Genomic DNA, 17,498 nt, shown 5'->3' with positions numbered 1-17,498 from the left:
GAACCCATCGGATATATACCGCCCGCAGAGGCTGAGGCAAACTACTATCGGCAACTAGCCAGTCAGGCTTCCAAGGTGGCGGCTTGACTTAAACCAAACAGCCTCCGCGAAACCCGGGGCGGTTCAATGGGCTTTTGAGCTTGTGCTTTAGTTTCAGCCGGAAGCTAACGCAGTCAGATCCATCGCACTGCTAACACAGCCTCTTCCGTACGCTTCTCGTCGAGAGGTGCAGTAAAAAAACCGCACCCTCAATTACTGAAAGCGTCAACTGTTCGTCAGTTTATTCAATAACAAATTCAGGTGGGCGTGTGATCTCAACGCCGGCAGGTACAGTCACTGCCTGCACGTCTTGAAGCTCTGGGCCTGACAGATCAAGTGTGTAGTAGACGTCCCAAACGATCTCTCCTGCGTTACTTGTGGAGCCACTAAACGATATGCACCACTCCTGTGGCCCATCGTCATAGCTCTGCTCAGATGTTTGCAAAGCGAGTCCCTTTTGAGTGATTCGCTCTGCAGCGATAAGCTTTGACTTGCCTTCAAAGGCAAACTCCGTCCCTCTGCTACATACAACCGAAAAGGACATAGTGCTACGCTCCTGTTGGGTGAGCGAGCACCATAACAGGATCTAGTGGGTTTCGGGAAAAGACTACTTCGGGATTTTTGTATATGAGGTTGGCGAAAACGTTAGGCGCTTAACAGGTTGCAATCACCAAGGGAGTTTCTTCATTCATGAAAACGGTCATGCTTTACTCGTACGCTTATCGGCCTGGCGAGTGAGTACTGACTGGGCTGGCTTCTAATTTTTGTGTTGGCCTGCGAAAGAGCAGGCCGGTTAGAAAAAGGCTAGCTAGTCCAGTTGTGACTCAATTCTCATAGCTCTCTTATGGCTATCAAGGCCCTCCAGACTTTTAATATAAGCGCTAATATTCAAAAACTTATCATCAATGTTTAAATTCTTTAACGCACTCTCAACTACAAATCCAAGCATGAAATCTGCACCTGTGAGTGTGTTGCCGACTAAAAACGTTTTGCCTTCAAGATGGTTGTTCAAATATGCAAATACTTTGTTAAATTCCGTTTCGGCATAGTCTGTTAGGAAGTTCAGTTTGGTTCCGGTTTGTAACTCATGCTTGTTAAACACCTTTAGCAAAAATGGGAGCATTGCGGAGCTTTCGGAAAAGTGAATCCACTGTAAGTAATCAGTGTGTTCAGGAGTTCCTTCGCTCGGTGCTAGGTGTGGCGCATATTTGCTAATTATACTTTCCACTATTGCGCCAGACTCAGCGATCACCTGTCCATCAATCTCAATTACAGGAGACTTACCTAGTGGGTGGATTGCCTTCAAGGACTCTGGGGCTAGATTAGTAGTTGTACTGCGTTTGTACTGAACTAATTCGTAGGGCACACCTATCTCTTCTAACAACCACAGTATACGGATAGAACGTGATGCGTTGAGGTGATGAAGCTTAATCATAGTTTCCACTCGTTAGGCAAGGTTGCTTAGCCAAAATTTTTTCGGCGTCAAGATGTAGTCTAGATTTAAAAAAACGACCAGTCTACTACGAATCGAACGCGACAGTTTTGCGGAGGGTTTGTCTACAACAATCGCCGGTTAATGCTTGCGTGAACCGGTTAGCTCCGCTGGTTAGCCAGCTGCGCAAGGGGTAAGGGCGTAATTGACCCTACCCGCGTACGACTAAGGTTCTGGCCTACCGCAGTAACCACTGCTAAACTTGCCGAAATTGTGGACTCGGATCTAGGTATTTCTTTTGAGGGGATAAGGGCAGATTTTTTGCATTGCCAGGCAACCAGCGTTCAGTTGGCGGTGCTTTTCCTTTCGTTTGTCGGCACATATACTCAACTATAACCAAGGTAGACGACCGGTCTATTTCAGTGTAAAATTCTTGTCATGAAACAAAGCTATGATGATACGCGCCAATACTTGCTTGATATCGGCCATCGAATGATGGTTGTCAAGGGGTTCACAGGCGTTGGGTTAAATGAAATTCTTCAGGCCGCCAATGTGCCTAAGGGATCGTTTTATCATTACTTCAAGTCAAAGGAGCAGTATGGTCAATCTTTGCTTGAGGAATATTTCAAAACCTATCTGGCAGATATGGATGAGCGTTTTGCCGCTAAGACGCCTGCCCGTGAGCGTTTAATGAGCTATTGGACGAAATGGCTTAATAGCTATTGCGATTCGGGTGACGAACAAAAGTGTTTGGTAGTCAAATTAAGCGCTGAGGTTGCCGACCTCTCTGAGACGATGAGGTTGACCCTGCGAGATGGATCAAATCAAGTGATAGCGCGAATCGCTGGATGCATAGAGCAAGGCCAGGCTGACGGTTCTCTTCCTTCGGGAGAGGCCTTTAGTAAGGCGACAGCGCTATATCAATTGTGGTTGGGTGCAAGTTTACTTAGCAAGCTAAGCCGCGATAGTCGTCCGCTAGAAAGCGCAATGGATACGACAATGTTGATGTTGAGCGCTTAAGAGATTATTGTCGAAATATCCGCCGAAGCCGGCGGATATTTTTTTAATCGCATATAGACGACTGGTCTAATATTGTGATTGTGTAGATAATTATCCCTTTTAGTATTGGTTTTTTTGCATAGAGGCGGGACCTGGGCATGTCGAGCTTTTAAATAGCTGCCTAAAAGAAATCGCTATCAAAATATTTGTCCATCCAGAGCAATCTATGGGCGATAGATTGTTTTAAACCGTTAAAGATTTCGGGTTAACAGTTTTGCTTGGCCATTTAAAGCTCCTTGGTGGTCAGGCTTTTTACATAAGTGTTTGAAGTTGGAACGCGCTTTGAGCTATGAGGAGGTGACATGAATGACCACGAAAAAAGAGCTGAGGCCCACAGAATCATGTCTGTTCGCAGACGGATTTTAGTTGGCTATATAGGCTTGTATCCGACGCTACTATTGGTGCTCACGATATTAGCCCCCATAACTAAAGAGCTGAGCTTTCCCGTGGTTGTGCTGATAGAGGTTGTGGTATTAGTTCCGCTCACTCAGTTAGTTTCCTTCCCATTGGCTGGGTGGCTGGTTGCTCATTTACAGCGCAAAAAATCGATATGCTAGCAAGGTATAGTTGACGCTTTAATTTTCGCCCATTAAGTAGACGACTGGTCTACTCTCGGCAAGGAATGTTCTTATGCAAAACTTTGAATTTTACAACCCAACACGCATAGTCTTCGGGGAAGATACCATTGATCAGCTGGACAATCTTGTACCAAAAGGTGCTCGTGTTTTGCTTTTGTATGGCGGTGAGAGTGCTAGAAAGAACGGGACTCTGGGTGAAGCTAGGTCTTTTTTGCCCTCTAGGGAGGTGTTGGAATTCGGTGGAATTGAACCAAACCCAACCTATGAAAAGCTCATGGAGGCTGTCGAAATTGTTCGCCAAAAACAGGTGCAATTTCTACTTGCAGTGGGAGGCGGTTCTGTAATTGATGGAACCAAATTTATCGCCGCAGCAGCGGATTATGACGGTGAAGCCTGGGAAATATTAGAAACTCGCGGTAAGGGCGTCAAAAGCGCAATGCCATTTGGTAGCGTGCTAACACTGCCTGCCACCGGCTCGGAAATGAACGCAAGTGCAGTGGTTACACGGAAATCCACCTTAGAAAAACTGCCATTCCGTAGCCCTTTTGTTTTTCCTAAATTCTCAATTCTCGATCCAAAAAAGACTTATACCCTACCCAATAGGCAGCTAGCGAACGGGGTAGCCGATGCGTTCACCCATGTCATGGAGCAGTATTTAACCTACCCGGCAGGTGCGCGAGTTCAGGATCGCTTTTCTGAAGGACTTCTTCAAACTTTAATTGAAATAGCTCCAGCAGTATTGTCGAAGGAAGTTGATTACAACACTCGTGCAAATTTGATGTGGACCGCGACCTTGGCACTCAACAGTTTGATCGGTGCTGGTGTCCCGCAAGATTGGTCGACTCACATGATAGGTCACGAGATGACGGCGCTTTATGGGATTGACCACGCACGAACATTAGCTATTGTACTTCCCGCTAACCTTCAAGTTCGCCGGGATGCGAAACGCGAGAAGTTGCTCCAGTACGCTGAACGTGTTTGGGAAATAACTGAAGGAAGTGAAGATCAACGTATTGATGATGCTATTCAAGCTACGCGAAATTTTTTCGAAAGCTTGGGGCTGCCTACACGTCTTTCAGACTATGAAATTGATGCTGGTCAGATTGAAATATTGATATCTAAACTAAAAAGTCACGGACTCACTGAGCTAGGAGAGCGTGGCGATGTGAGCTTGGAAGTCAGCCGACGAATACTCGATTTATGCTTATAAATTACAGTATTTCTGGCATTTTCTTTATATGCCAGGGTGGGTGAAATTGAAATAATTCAACTATTTTATTGGAGAATGTCATGGCTTATGCTTCTATCAATCCCTATACGGGTGAACTGCTACAGGAATTTCCCGACGCCACTGACGCTGATATTAATCACGCGCTGACGGCATCTCATAGCGCTTTTCTTGAATGGAAAGAACGTTCATATGTTGAGCGTGGCGTAGTGTTGCAAAAAGCAGCAGACTTGTTGCGTGAGCGTGCGAGTGATTACGCACGACTGTTAACTTTAGAAATGGGTAAAGTTACTACCGAGGCCCTGGGTGAAGTTGAGACCTGCGCTCGTATATTCGAGTATTACGTCAAGAACACAGAGGCATTGCTTGCCCCACAGCTATTACCTGTAACGGAGCCGTCGGAGGGCCAGCCAACCCTTCTTCATGAGCCCCTCGGTATCATATTAGCCATTGAGCCTTGGAATTTCCCTTTTTACCAAGTAGCGCGGATTTTAGCGCCGCAGCTTGCCGTCGGTAATACGGTATTGCTTAAACATGCATCCAACGTCCCTCAGTGCGCTGCTGCTTTTGAGCAGCTTATGATTGATGCGGGGCTACCGGTCGGTGGATTTCGCAATCTCTATGCAGCCCGTCATCACATAGAGATCATACTTAATGATGCTCGTGTGCACGGTGTAGCTCTCACAGGTTCTGAGGGCGCGGGTTCTATTGTCGCTTCTCAAGCAGGCAAAGCATTGAAAAAATCCACCCTTGAATTGGGTGGGGCAGACGCATTTGTGGTGCTTCATGATGCCGAGTTAGAAAAAGCTGCTAAGTGGGCTGTAATAGGGCGTCATTGGAACGCAGGACAGGTCTGCATTTCTTCTAAGCGCATTATTCTAGTGGAAGAAGTGTATGAAAAATTCATGGAGCTCTATACCAAAGGAGTTGCTAGCTTGAAGGCCGGAGATCCATTTGACCCTGAAACTACGCTAGCTCCGTTGTCGTCAGCGGCCGCTGCCGAAGAAGTCCGCGAAAAGATACGTGAAGCTGTTAAGCATGGTGCTACCGCTATTGAGGTAGGCCCGAAAGTGCCGAGTAAAGGTGCTTTTGTTCAGCCTACTATTCTCACTAATTTAACAGCAGAAAATCCGGCGTACTACTGGGAGTTCTTCGGTCCCGTCTCCATGATATTTAAAGCGCAAGACGAACAAGACGCTGTAAATATTGCAAACGATTCGCCGTTCGGTTTAGGCGGTTCGGTATTTACTGCGGATGAAAAACGCGGATCTGAAGTTGCTAAACAGATGTCGACGGGAATGGTATTTGTCAATCATCCCACTTCACCCAAGGCTAATATGCCCTTTGGAGGGATTAAGCGTTCTGGTTATGGTCGAGAGCTCATAGGTCTTGGTATTAAAGAGTTTATTAACCATAAATTGATTAATGTTGTCGATATAGACGCGCCGTTTTAATTTGCACTAGCTTAGGGTTACCTCTGGCGCTGTTCAAGGCAGCGCCTTTGCTAGTTGAGTCAGTCGGCGATTTCAGCAGTTTTATGTGTTAATAGTGAGATATATATGAGTTCAGGTGATTTTTTTCAAGCGACTAGTTTAGGACCATATTTGCTGCGTAATAGGGTTGTTTTACCGCCCTTAACCAGGTCGCGTAGCACTCAGCCTGGGAACATACCCAATGCGCTCATGGCGGAATACTACAAGCAGCGATCCGGCGCTGGCTTCATGGTGACTGAAGGCACTCAAATAGAACCTCGAGGCCAAGGTTATGCGTGGACCCCTGGTATCCATAGCAATGAGCAAATTGAAGGATGGAAAAAAATCACTAAGGCAGTGCATGAGGAGGGAGGGGTGATCTTCGCTCAACTTTGGCACGTCGGTCGAGTTTCCCATACCTCATTGCAGCCTCAAGGGGACGCGCCTGTAGCGCCCTCTGCCATACCGGCTGATAACGTTAAGGTATTTATAGAAACAGGGCCTGGAGAGGGGGCGTTAGCTGAGCCGTCTATGCCTCGAGAACTCACTAATGCTGAAGTAAAGGAGTTGGTCCAGCTTTACGTCCAAGCGGCTAGGAATGCTCTAGAAGCGGACTTTGACGGTGTTGAGATTCATTGTGCTAATGGCTACCTCGTCAATCAGTTTATATCAGAGCACACCAATAAGCGCACCGATGAGTATGGTGGATCGCTGCAAAATCGTCTTCGGTTTTTACGTGAAATACTCGTAGCGGTTGCAGAGGTCGTAGGGCCAGATCGCTTGGGTGTTCGCTTCGCGCCTTTATTTAGTAGCACGGAGGAGGATCGTGTCTATTTGGGGCTTGTTGAAAGCGACCCTCATGACACATATATCGAGGCCGTCAAAGTGCTTGAAGAGGTCGGTGTTGAATATCTTTCGATCGCTGAAGCTGATTGGGATAATGCTCCGGAGCTTCCCGTTGATTTTCGTGAAGACCTCAGAGGGACTTTCAGCGGCCGTATTATTTATGCCGGTCGTTATACTGTGGAAAGAGGCGTTCGTTTGTTAGAGTCTGGCCTTGGTGATCTTGTGGCTTTTGGAAGACCATTTATCGCTAATCCAGATCTTCCCAAACGGATTGCTAATGGCTGGCCGCTTAATGACGTAGATCCAGCGACTATGTACGGTGGTACGGGGAGGGGATATATTGATTACCCCGTGTACAGGGGATAGTTGATTTTCAAACGTGTTGGTATGTCGATATTTACCTAAACGATGATTATAAGTGTGGTTTTGCAGTAAGCGTTATATGTGAATCCATCTCATCAAAAAAGCGTAGACATGTAAAGCAAGTATTCAGAGTTCTAATATGAACTAGTCACAAGGTCAGGGCCATGTTTTTTGGTCCGAACCTTGTGTTTTAGCTTTGGTATCACTTCGAAAGGAGCTGTCTTTGAACCTGAGATGAAAATAGCAGGTTAAAGGTTAAGATGTGACATCCCTTCTGACGTGTAGCGCTCCCCGATAACCTCATGTTTCTCGCAAATCTGATTGAGAATATCTAAGTCTGTCTTGGTCAAAGATATCATCGCAGCGGCTATGTTTTCGTCTACATAGCGTTCAGTCCTGGTGCCAGGTATTGGGATGATGTGGTCACCCTGGGCTAGTATCCATGCCAGCGCTAGCTGTGCAGATGTGCACCCCTTAACGTTGGCTAGCCTAGTTATCTTATCAACCATAAGCAGATTCTTATCCAGGTTGGCTCTCTCAAATCTTGGTTGCGAGGTGCGTCTAAAATCGTCTGGAGCCATCGTTTCAACGGACCTGATCTTGCCGGTCAAAAAGCCACGCCCCAGAGGACTGTAAGGGATAAAAGCAATACCCAGCTCTTTACAGGTTTGCAGGATCCCGTTTTCAGGGTCACGAGACCACAAGGAGTACTCTGATTGCACCGCGGCAATAGGATGGACAGCATGAGCTCGTCGTAGGGTGTCCGGGGATACTTCGCTTAACCCCAACCCACGAACTTTACCTTGTTTTACAAGTTCAGCCATCGCACCCACCGTATCTTCGACAGGAGCGGCTGGATTGAGACGGTGAGCATAGTAAAGATCGATTTTTTCTATAGCCAAGCGTTTTAGTGAAGCCTCACAAGCCCTGACCATGTAGGTCGCAGTATTGTCAATTCGACGGTCCGCAAGTGGACCCTCGCGGACGATGCCGAATTTGGTCGCCAGGGTAACCTTGTCTCGGTGCCGGGCGAGAAAGCTGCTGAGAAGTTCCTCATTGCGGCCAAGACCGTAAGTGTCTGCAGTATCAAAAAAAGTTATGCCTTTATCGAACGCATGCTCCAGTGTCGCAAGTGATTGCGTTTTATCAGCGGGCCCATAGAATTCAGACATTCCCATGCATCCGAGGCCAATAGCAGAGACAGCGCCCAGGCCGGCGCCTAAATTACGAGACTTCATAGTCATTCCCCTCTTCTTTCTTCTGGAAACCAGTTATAAACGCCTTCAGTCCGGAGTATTCACTGCCAGGAAAGGGTAGTCGATATATCCTTCGGCTCCTCCGCCATAAGCAGTGGCGCCGTCAAACGGATTGAGAGGCGCGTCTTGCTCGAGTCGAGTTACAAGGTCAGGATTAGCAATGTAGGGGCGCCCAAATGCAATCAGATCAGCGCTATTACTACGCCGTGCTGATAGAGCCAGATCAAGGTCATAACCATTGTTAGCCATGTACAACCCGTTGAAGCGCTGCCTTAAAATATTCAGGTCAAATCCGCCTTCAACGCTTCGAGACCCACCTGTCACTCCCTCCACAACGTGAAGATAGGCGATGTCTACATTATTAAGTTCATCAACAAGCGCTGTGAAAACCGGCTCGGGATTACTGTCACTGAGGTCGCTAGCGGTACTGACCGGAGATATCCGCAGCCCCGTACGCCCACCATCGCAGATTGCCGCAACAGCTTTAGTAACCTCAAGTGTCAACCGAATACGGTTTTCGACCGACCCACCATAGGCATCAGTGCGCTTATTGGCTCCATCCCGCATGAACTGATCAAGCAGATAGCCATTTGCTGCATGAATCTCAACACCATCAAATCCTGCCTCCAAAGCATTTCGGGCGGCCTGCTCATAATCAGCCACAATCCCCGGCAACTCGTCTATTCGCAGTGCTCTTGGAGTTAGTGCTGGTTTCTTTCCTTCTGCGGTGAATGCTTCGACATTAGGGCGAACAGCAGATGGTGCAACTGGCAGCGTACCATCCAGCTGTACATCCGGATGAGAAACCCTACCAACATGCCAAAGCTGAGCGAAAATGCGTCCGCCTTTATCATGAACAGCTGATGTTACTGGGCGCCAACTCTCCACCTGCTCAGCGGTCCAAATACCAGGGGTAAAGGCGTAACCCACTGCCTGTGGCGAGATGTTTAACCCTTCGCTGATGATTAGTCCCGCCGATGCACGCTGCGCGTAATACTCCCGCATCATCGACGTGGCGATACTTTCAGGCGAGCGCGCTCGCGTAAGTGGCGCCATGACAATACGGCTTGTCAGAGCATAAGGCCCTATTTCAACCGGGGAAAAAAGGTCAGTTTCAGGAACGTTAGTATCATTGATGCTCGAGTTAATAGTTTTCACGTGATGTCTCCGTGGATTAACGTTGGGTACAGCGGGGATCAGCAACCTGAAGCGCGGCGATCTGTTCGTCACCAATGGACAAAGGCGCGCAGCCATGATTTTTCTCACAAACGAAATCGTATTCGATGGCTGCGGCATGACAGCTCAGACACTCACGTCCTTCAAAATTTAGCGCATGATCTCCTTGGCTCGTGATCGTTGTGCTCTCTGCTGTGACAGTTAGGGCGAGAAACTCCCAGCCATTGCTGTCTGGGTATTTTTCGCTTGGGTGTTTGACCATCGCTTCAAATGGTACAAGTTGCATTACCGTACCAACTGGATACTCCGTATCAGGAATGCGTTCAGAAAAAATATGAATGACTTCCTTGAGCTTTTCCGGTTCGGGATGGAATAGAAAGGTATTGCGTACTTTGGGGAAATCATAAATGCAGCCAAACATATCTGCGGTAACCTGAGCATTGTCGTCGAATCGAGTCGGAGCTTCAGCTTGAGTTGGAGGGGCGGTTAGAGATGCGACAAAAAAAATAATTGCTGTAGCCACTATGGAGCCGTAGGTAGAGCTTGGATTGATCGTGCTCATGGATTTTGTCCCTGACTCAATGAGTTATGAAGCCTCCTTCAGGTTTTTGATCTATCGGAACAGAAGGAGGCTTCACAGTGGTGCAGGATAAATTCAGTCGTGGTTATCCGTTATTACAGCAACGCAAGAATCTCTTGCGCGGCGGCAGCTGATGAGGCCGGATTCTGACCGGTGACAAGATTGCCGTCCCGCAGCACAAAACTGGACCAATCAGCGCCTTTCTCATAAAGACCACCATTGGCTTTGAGCATATCCTCGACCAGGAATGGAACGACGTTGGTCAGACCTACAGCCTCTTCTTCCGTATTGGTAAAGCCTGTCACACGCCGTCCTGAGACCAAGGGTTTGCCGTCGGTGCTTTGAGTGTGGCGGAATACGGCGGGGGCGTGGCAGACCGCGCCAACAGGCAAACCTGCAGCGGCGAAGGCTTCGATCAGACGTTTGCTGTCAGCATCTTCGGCCAAGTCCCACAATGGGCCATGACCACCGGGATAGAAGATTGCATCGAAGCCGACTTCTGTTATATCAGACAGTTTCAATGTAGTCGCAAGTTGTGTTTGCGTCCCGGCATCACCTTTGAAACGCAGCGTATCTTTGGTTTGGGTATCTTCGGCATCACTGACGGGATCAATCGGCGCCTTCCCACCTTTAGGTGATGCGATGGTTACTTCTGCGCCTGCGTCTTTGAAAACGTAGTAGGGCGCGGCAAACTCTTCTAGCCAAAAACCTGTTTTTTTACCGGTGTCGCCGAGTTGGTCATGCGAGGTAAGTACCATTAAGATTTTCATAATATGTCCTATCAGTTGTGGCTAACACGAATTACTCGTTTGCCGAAATTGTCGCCATTTAAAAGACCAATGAATGCTTCTAGAGCATTTTCCAGGCCATCAATAATTTCCTCACGGTATTTTATTTGGCCGTTCTTTATCCAGTTTTCCATTTCGTTTGCAAAAGCAGGATAGAGATGATTGAAGTCATCAAATATGATGAAGCCCTGCATTTTGATTTTCTTTCGAAGTATTTGACCCATCAGCCAATTCATTCGGTCGGGACCTTCAGGCAGCTCTGTCACATTGTATTGAGACACCAAGCCACACACAGGTACGCGGGCGTTGGGGTTCAACAAGTTGATGACTGCATCAAGGACAATGCCGCCGACGTTTTCAAAATAAACATCAATTCCATCTAGGCAGGCTGCGGCAAGTAGTTCAGAAAAATCTGACACTTTGTGGTCAATACAGGCGTCGAAACCTAGTTCGTCGACTGCATAAGCGCATTTCTCGGGTCCGCCAGCGATGCCGACAACACGACACCCTAGAAGCTTTCCGATCTGTCCTACCGTTGCGCCAACTGGACCAGTCGCTGCCGCTACGACAATAGTCTCGCCTGCTTTCGGTGCACCAATCTGTGTCAGCCCCGCCCAAGCGGTGAAACCGGGCATGCCTAGAACGCCGAGTGCCCAAGAGGGGTGAGCTGGAGATGTGCCGAGATTGGTCACGCCTTCACCATCTGACAATGCATAGTCTTGCCAGCCGTTGGCACAAAGCACCCAGTCCCCAGCTGAAAATCCGTCAATGTTGGAATTAACCACTCGTGCAACTGTTCCACCAACCATTACGTCACCTACGGCTACCGGCGGGGCGTAGGAGGGGGCGTCGCTCATTCGCCCTCGCATATACGGATCCAGCGATAAGTACTCGGTACGTAGGAGCATCTGATTGGGACCAGTAGAGGGGATCGGTGATCTGATTAGCTTCAGCGTCTCTTTAGTTGGGGATCCTTTTGGGCGTTCTGATAGGACGAGCTTGCGGTTCTCTGCGTTGGTTTCGGTCATGTTCTATTTCTCATTCAAAACGGTTGTTCGAGGGTTGCGCGTTTATAGGTTATATCCAATTAGACCAGTCGTCTATTATTTGTACGCAAACATTTCAAGCCTGGCTTTAATCATCCTTGAAGGAATCGCGTTTGGGCGGCCTGGCCTTAACCATTTTCTACTGATGTCTTAGTTCACTTTGAGTGGTCGCGTCTAAAGGAGGTACCAGTAGCATGAATCAGTCCTCTGCGAATATTTTGGGCTTAGGCGCCTGCAAACCCAAATATTACGCGCTCTATCGAGTGATCGTGACCTGCATCAACAAACAGAAAAGCTATGGTGCTAAACTCTGAAGCTGTAATGTAACTGCTCTAGAATGCGGTTTTTCGGAATGCAATGGAGTCGGAATGCAAAAGCCATCTTCTATCCTCATCCGTAGTGCTGGGGTTATAACGGTCTTAGTTCTAGTAGGCCTATACGCTTGGTTTGAACTCCGCCCTGAAGGGTTTGGTGCTGATTTCGTCAGTGGAAATGGGCGCATTGAAGCTACTGAAATTGATGTCGCAACTAAGTTAGGCGGTCGAATTCAACGCATAACGGTCGAGGAGGGCGATTTCGTTCGTCCTGGTCAGTTGCTGGTTGAAATGGACACTGCAAGCCTTCAGGCACAGCTGAATCAAGCACAAGCTCAGCAGCAAGAGGCTGCTAACGCGATCAAAACAGCTGTTTCTCTCGTTACACAGCGTGAAAGTCAGAAAGTCGCTAGTGAAGCTTTAGTGCAGCAGCGCGAGGCTGAAGTCAGTGCTGCACGTAAGCGCTATCAACGTGTCGAAGTGTTAGTAGAGCGCAGTGCTATGTCGCGTCAAACCTTAGATGATTCCTTGGCTACGCTTCAAAGTGCTGAAGCGGCACTTGCCGCCTCACGTGCGCAAGTCCACGCAGCTGAGGCAGGGATCGCGGCGGCTAAGTCTCAAGTTATTGGTGCCGAGTCAGCGATGGTAGCCGCCGGGGCGGTAAGCGATCGTGTTAGTGCCGATATTGCGGATAGCAGCTTATCGGCTGATCGAGTTGCCCGTGTTCAGTTTAAAACTGCCCAAACTGGCGAAGTTCTTGGCACAGGGGGGAGAGTATTAAACCTCGTGGACCTGTCTGACGTGTATATGACTTTCTTTTTGCCAGAGCGCGAAGCAGGCCGCGTAGTATTAGGAGCAGAGGTAAGAATTATCTTGGATGCAGTGCCGCAGTACGTGATTCCGGCCAAGGTCAGTTATGTGGCCAGCGTGGCGCAATTCACGCCGAAGACGGTAGAAACCGAAAGCGAGCGCGAAAAGATGATGTTTCGGGTCAAGGCGCGGATTGATCCCGCGCTGCTGCGCGAGCATATGGAACAGGTTAAAACCGGCCTGCCCGGTATCGCCTGGCTCAAGCTGGATGCGGACGCGCCGTGGCCTGACGAGTTGGCAGTGAACGTGCCCCAGTGATCGCCTGCCGATGAGTGCTATCGCCGACATCAAGCAGATCACCCTGCGCTACGGCAAGACTTGCGCGCTGGATGACCTGACGCTGTCGCTGCCTAGCGGTCAGATGGTGGGCTTGATCGGGCCGGATGGCGTAGGCAAATCCAGTTTGCTGGCGCTGATCGCGGGTGCACGCAAGCTGCAGGAAGGCCAGCTACAGGTGCTGGATGGCGACATGCGTGACGCGGCGCATCGTCGCCGCGTATGTCCGCGTATTGCCTATATGCCGCAGGGCCTGGGTAAAAACCTGTATGCGACGCTGAGCGTGCGCGAAAACCTCGACTTTTTTGGCCGCTTGTTCAACCAGGGCAGCCAGGAGCGAGAACAACGCATTGCGTTGCTGCTGGCGAGTACCGGACTGACCGACTTTATTGAGCGTCCGGCGGGCAAGTTGTCTGGCGGCATGAAGCAGAAACTGGGTTTGTGCTGCGCACTGATACACGACCCTGACCTGCTGATTCTGGATGAGCCCACCACCGGGGTAGACCCGCTGTCGCGCAGCCAATTCTGGGACCTGATCGGGCGTATACGTCAGGGGCGGCCGGGCATGAGTGTGCTGATCGCCAGCTCCTACATGGATGAGGCGCAGCGCTTTGATCATCTGGTGGTCATGGATGACGGCAAAGCGCTGGCTTGCGGCAGCCCCGACGAATTGCTACAGCGCACCGGTACCAGCGATCTGGAACAGGCGTTTGTGGCCTTGCTGCCGGAAGAGAAACGCCAAAATCACGAAAAGCTGGTTATTCCACCGCGTACCGCTGACGGCGAGATTGCGATTGAAGCCCACGACCTGACGCGGCGATTCGGCGACTTCACTGCGGTAGACAAGGTCAACTTTCGTATTGAGCGCGGGGAGATTTTTGGCTTTCTGGGCTCCAACGGCTGTGGCAAATCTACCACCATGAAGATGCTGACCGGGTTGCTACCGTCCAGCTCCGGCGAGGCTTCGCTTTTTGGCAAGCCGGTGGACCCCAAGGACATCAATACCCGCAAGCGGGTGGGTTACATGTCGCAAGCCTTCTCGCTCTACAGCGAGCTGACGGTGCGGCAGAACCTCAACCTGCATGCGCGGCTGTTTCAGTTGGCGGCTGGCTACCGCGATGAGCGTGTTGCTGAACTGATCGAGACGTTCAATCTTGCAGAGGTGGCAGATAGTCTGCCCATGAGTGTGCCCCTGGGGGTCAGGCAGCGCCTGTCGCTGGCGGTCGCGGTGATCCATAAACCGGAAATTCTGATTCTGGATGAGCCCACTTCCGGCGTAGACCCCATCGCCCGCGATGCGTTCTGGGCGCTGCTCGTTAAGCTATCGCGGGACGACGGCGTGACCATTTTCATCTCGACCCACTTCATGAACGAGGCTGAGCGTTGCGACCGGATGTCGTTGATGCACGCAGGCAAGGTGCTGGCCAGCGATACGCCCGAAGCGCTGCGGCTGGAGCGTGGCAAGGATACGCTTGAGGAAGCCTTTATCGATTGGCTGCGCGAAGCCAGTGACCCGCAGGCAACTCCGGATTCTGAGACCGCCTCGCCAACACCGCAGGTGGTCAGTTCAACGGCAAAGTTGCCGCGTTTCAGCCTGCGCAGGCTGATGAGCTATGCCCGACGCGAGACGATTGAACTGCGTCGTGATCCGATCCGCGGCTTGCTGGCGTTGCTGGGGTCGGTTTTTCTGATGTTCATCATGGGCTATGGCATCAATCTGGATGTGGAAGATCTCACCTTCGCGGTGCTCGACAACGACCGCACCACCTACAGCGAGCGCTACATACAAAACCTCTCTGGCTCGCGCTACTTTGTTGAGCGACCGCCGCTGGTGAGTCATGCCGATCTGGAGCAGCGCATGCGCGAGGGCAGCATCAGTCTGGCGTTGGAGATTCCACCCAATTTTGGCCGCGACTTGCTGCGCGGCGACACGCCACAGGTGGCTTATTGGGTTGATGGTGCCATGCCCATGCGCGCCGATACCCTGCGTGGCTATGCGCAAGGTATTCACCTCAATTACCTGCGCAGCTTGGCAGCAGAGCAGCCGTATACGGTCAGCATGGAATTCAGCAAGGTGGCCACGCGTTACCGCTATAACCCGGATGTGAAAAGCCTGCCGGCGATGGTGCCGGCGGTTATCCCCATTCTGCTGATGCTGATTCCGGCGATGCTGACGGCGCTGGCGGTAGTGCGCGAAAAGGAGCTGGGCTCGATCATCAACTTCTACGTTACGCCTGTGCCCCGTCTCGAATTTCTGCTGGGCAAGCAATTGCCTTACATCCTGTTGGGCTTCATCAACTTTCTCACCTTGCTGCTCTTGGCGGTGCTGGTGTTCAAAGTGCCGGTGAAGGGGAGTTTGCCTACGTTGCTGTTGGCGGGGCTGGTCTATATCACTTGCGCGACGGGCGTTGGCTTGTTCATGTCTTCACTGCTGAAAAGCCAGATTGCAGCGATTTTCGGTACGGCCATCGTCACTATCGTACCGGCGGTGCAGTTCTCGGGGCTGCTGCACCCGGTATCCAGTATGGAGGGTTTTGGCGCCATTATCGGTGAGCTGTATCCCACCACCCATTTCCTCATCATCAGCCGGGGTGTGTTCTCCAAGGCGCTGGGGTTGAGCGAGCTTTATCCGTTCTTTATTCCAATGTTGCTGGCCATACCCGCCCTGACGCTATTCAGCGTGCTGGGTCTCAACAAGCAGGAAAAATAACATGCGCTCCCTCGGCAATATTATCCAGCTAGGCATCAAGGAACTGCGCAGCCTGTGGCGCGATCCGGCGCTGGTGTTGCTGATCATTTATGCGTTCAGCGCCAATATCTACTCCAGCGCCATGGCCATTCCGGAAAGCCCGCATCGAGCCAGTATTGCGGTCGTCGACGAGGATCGCTCACAGCTCTCCGGGCGGCTGCTGGATGCCTTTCAGCTACCGTATTTTGTGCCGCCGGTGCGTATCGATCAGGCCGCCATGGACGCCGGTATGGATAGCGGTAAATACACCTTTACGCTGGATATTCCACCGAATTTTCAGCGTGACGTACTGGCGGGTAAACAGCCGACCATTCAGCTTAATGTCGATGCCACGCAGATATCCCAGGCGTTCAGCGGCGCCGGCTATATTCAGCAGATCATCCAAGACGAGACGACGACCTTCGTCAGCCGTTACCGGGCAGATACCGTGCTGCCGGTCGACGCCGTTGTGCGCATGGCCTTCAATCCAAACCTGGAACGGAGCTGGTTTGGTTCGCTGACCGCGGTAATCGATCAGATCACCATGCTGTCGATTATCCTGACCGGCGCGGCGCTGATACGCGAGCGTGAACACGGCACCATAGAGCACCTGCTGGTGATGCCGGTTACGCCGCTGGAAATTATGCTCGCCAAGGTTTGGTCGATGGGGCTGGTGGTGCTGGTCGCGTCAGCGCTGGCCCTGCGCTTTGTTGTCGAGGGACTGTTGGCGGTGCCGGTGCAGGGCTCTATTGCACTCTTTCTGCTGGGCGCTGCGCTGCATCTGTTTGCCACTACCTCGATTGGCATCTTCTTTGGCACTGTGGCGCGCTCCATGCCGCAACTGGGCCTGCTGATCATTCTGGCGTTGATTCCGCTGCAGATACTTTCCGGCGAAGTCACACCGCGCGAGAGCATGCCGATGCTGATTCAAGTGATCATGCTGGCCGCACCCACCACGCATTTTGTCGAGTTGGCCCAGAGTATTTTGCTGCGTGGTGCCAACCTGGCCATTGTCTGGCCGCAGCTGTTGGGGTTGCTGGCGATTGGTAGCGTCTTTTTCCTCAGCGCTTTGGCGCGGTTACGACAATCGCTCCAGTAGTTTTTTATCCTGACGGCCATGTGGCTGACCGCCGTACTACCGATCAACCCTGGGCAGCAACCCGATCTGCGGCGCATGCTGCTGCGCCGCAGCGCCGTAACCATGGCTGATGATCTAACTGCGCCCACTCTCCCTCGAAGCGAGTTAATAATCCGGATACGGGTATTTAGCACGGCTGGGCATGTTATGGGTGTTGGCTCTGACGGTAACGAGCCTGGGTCACGCTCGTTGAAAATCAAGTCTTCGCAGCAATTCATCAGCGCACGCTACTATGTAGGCGCTTTGCTTGAACTATTCCACGGTTGGGAATTTGTGTTTCAGGCCGCGTGTGACAGATGACAGGATCGT

At 50.8% G+C, this 17,498-nt stretch carries 15 protein-coding genes; 8 read left to right on the top strand and 7 right to left on the bottom strand.

Features of this window, described 5'->3' with window-relative positions; genetic code table 11:
• Positions 1–280: 280 nt before the first annotated feature.
• The gene (locus tag H4J77_RS04665; RefSeq protein ID WP_182247247.1) at positions 281–583 is read right to left on the bottom strand and encodes a hypothetical protein; all 303 of its coding nucleotides are present in this window, start codon (positions 581–583) and stop codon (positions 281–283) included.
• A gap of 264 nt (positions 584–847) precedes the next feature.
• Positions 848–1,474, bottom strand: coding sequence for a glutathione S-transferase family protein (locus H4J77_RS04660; RefSeq protein WP_182247246.1), 627 nt, complete (start codon positions 1,472–1,474; stop codon positions 848–850).
• Between the two features lie 435 nt (positions 1,475–1,909).
• Here H4J77_RS04660 and H4J77_RS04655 point away from each other — a divergent pair, with 435 nt between their 5' ends.
• From H4J77_RS04655 to H4J77_RS04635, 5 genes are all read left to right on the top strand, one after another.
• The gene (locus H4J77_RS04655; RefSeq protein WP_182247245.1) at positions 1,910–2,491 is read left to right on the top strand and encodes a TetR/AcrR family transcriptional regulator; all 582 of its coding nucleotides are present in this window, start codon (positions 1,910–1,912) and stop codon (positions 2,489–2,491) included.
• Positions 2,492–2,832: 341 nt separating this feature from the next.
• Entirely contained in the window at positions 2,833–3,087 is a 255-nt protein-coding gene (locus H4J77_RS04650; RefSeq protein ID WP_259364723.1) for a hypothetical protein, read from the top strand.
• 73 nt (positions 3,088–3,160) lie between these two features.
• Positions 3,161–4,318 carry an iron-containing alcohol dehydrogenase gene (locus H4J77_RS04645; protein ID WP_182247244.1) on the top strand — a complete coding sequence of 386 codons (1,158 nt, stop codon included), beginning with the start codon at positions 3,161–3,163 and terminating at the stop codon, positions 4,316–4,318.
• 80 nt (positions 4,319–4,398) lie between these two features.
• Entirely contained in the window at positions 4,399–5,790 is a 1,392-nt protein-coding gene (locus tag H4J77_RS04640; RefSeq protein WP_182247243.1) for an NAD-dependent succinate-semialdehyde dehydrogenase, read from the top strand.
• A gap of 105 nt (positions 5,791–5,895) precedes the next feature.
• The gene (locus H4J77_RS04635) at positions 5,896–7,020 is read left to right on the top strand and encodes an alkene reductase (RefSeq protein WP_182247241.1); all 1,125 of its coding nucleotides are present in this window, start codon (positions 5,896–5,898) and stop codon (positions 7,018–7,020) included.
• A gap of 245 nt (positions 7,021–7,265) precedes the next feature.
• On the opposite strand, the gene H4J77_RS04630 is transcribed toward H4J77_RS04635, so the two are convergent.
• From H4J77_RS04630 to H4J77_RS04610, 5 genes are all read right to left on the bottom strand, one after another.
• On the bottom strand, positions 7,266–8,255 hold the full coding sequence (locus H4J77_RS04630) for an aldo/keto reductase (protein WP_182247240.1): 990 nt from the start codon (positions 8,253–8,255) through the stop codon (positions 7,266–7,268).
• A 45-nt stretch (positions 8,256–8,300) separates the two neighbouring features.
• Complete coding sequence (locus H4J77_RS04625) at positions 8,301–9,431, bottom strand: alkene reductase (RefSeq protein WP_404940750.1); 1,131 nt, start codon at positions 9,429–9,431, stop codon at positions 8,301–8,303.
• A gap of 16 nt (positions 9,432–9,447) precedes the next feature.
• Entirely contained in the window at positions 9,448–10,011 is a 564-nt protein-coding gene (locus H4J77_RS04620) for a hypothetical protein (RefSeq protein WP_182247238.1), read from the bottom strand.
• Positions 10,012–10,124: 113 nt separating this feature from the next.
• A complete protein-coding gene (locus tag H4J77_RS04615; RefSeq protein ID WP_182247237.1) occupies positions 10,125–10,799 on the bottom strand; it encodes a type 1 glutamine amidotransferase domain-containing protein in 675 nt (224 codons plus the stop codon).
• A gap of 11 nt (positions 10,800–10,810) precedes the next feature.
• The gene (locus H4J77_RS04610) at positions 10,811–11,845 is read right to left on the bottom strand and encodes an NADP-dependent oxidoreductase (RefSeq protein WP_182247236.1); all 1,035 of its coding nucleotides are present in this window, start codon (positions 11,843–11,845) and stop codon (positions 10,811–10,813) included.
• 386 nt (positions 11,846–12,231) lie between these two features.
• Here H4J77_RS04610 and H4J77_RS04605 point away from each other — a divergent pair, with 386 nt between their 5' ends.
• The 3 genes from H4J77_RS04605 to H4J77_RS04595 are packed head-to-tail and all read left to right on the top strand — an operon-like array spanning position 12,232 to position 17,150.
• The gene (locus H4J77_RS04605) at positions 12,232–13,305 is read left to right on the top strand and encodes an HlyD family secretion protein (protein WP_182247235.1); all 1,074 of its coding nucleotides are present in this window, start codon (positions 12,232–12,234) and stop codon (positions 13,303–13,305) included.
• A 10-nt stretch (positions 13,306–13,315) separates the two neighbouring features.
• Positions 13,316–16,033, top strand: coding sequence for a ribosome-associated ATPase/putative transporter RbbA (rbbA, locus tag H4J77_RS04600; protein WP_182247233.1), 2,718 nt, complete (start codon positions 13,316–13,318; stop codon positions 16,031–16,033).
• Between the two features lies 1 nt (position 16,034).
• On the top strand, positions 16,035–17,150 hold the full coding sequence (locus H4J77_RS04595) for an ABC transporter permease (protein ID WP_182247231.1): 1,116 nt from the start codon (positions 16,035–16,037) through the stop codon (positions 17,148–17,150).
• Positions 17,151–17,498: the final 348 nt, after the last annotated feature.

The sequence above is a fragment of the Pseudomonas sp. 5Ae-yellow genome, assembly GCF_014077575.1.
GTDB classification, from domain to species: Bacteria; Pseudomonadota; Gammaproteobacteria; order Pseudomonadales; family Pseudomonadaceae; genus Halopseudomonas; species Halopseudomonas neustonica.
Note: the sequence above shows the minus strand (reverse complement) of the source record. Positions and strands in the feature narration are given on the sequence as shown.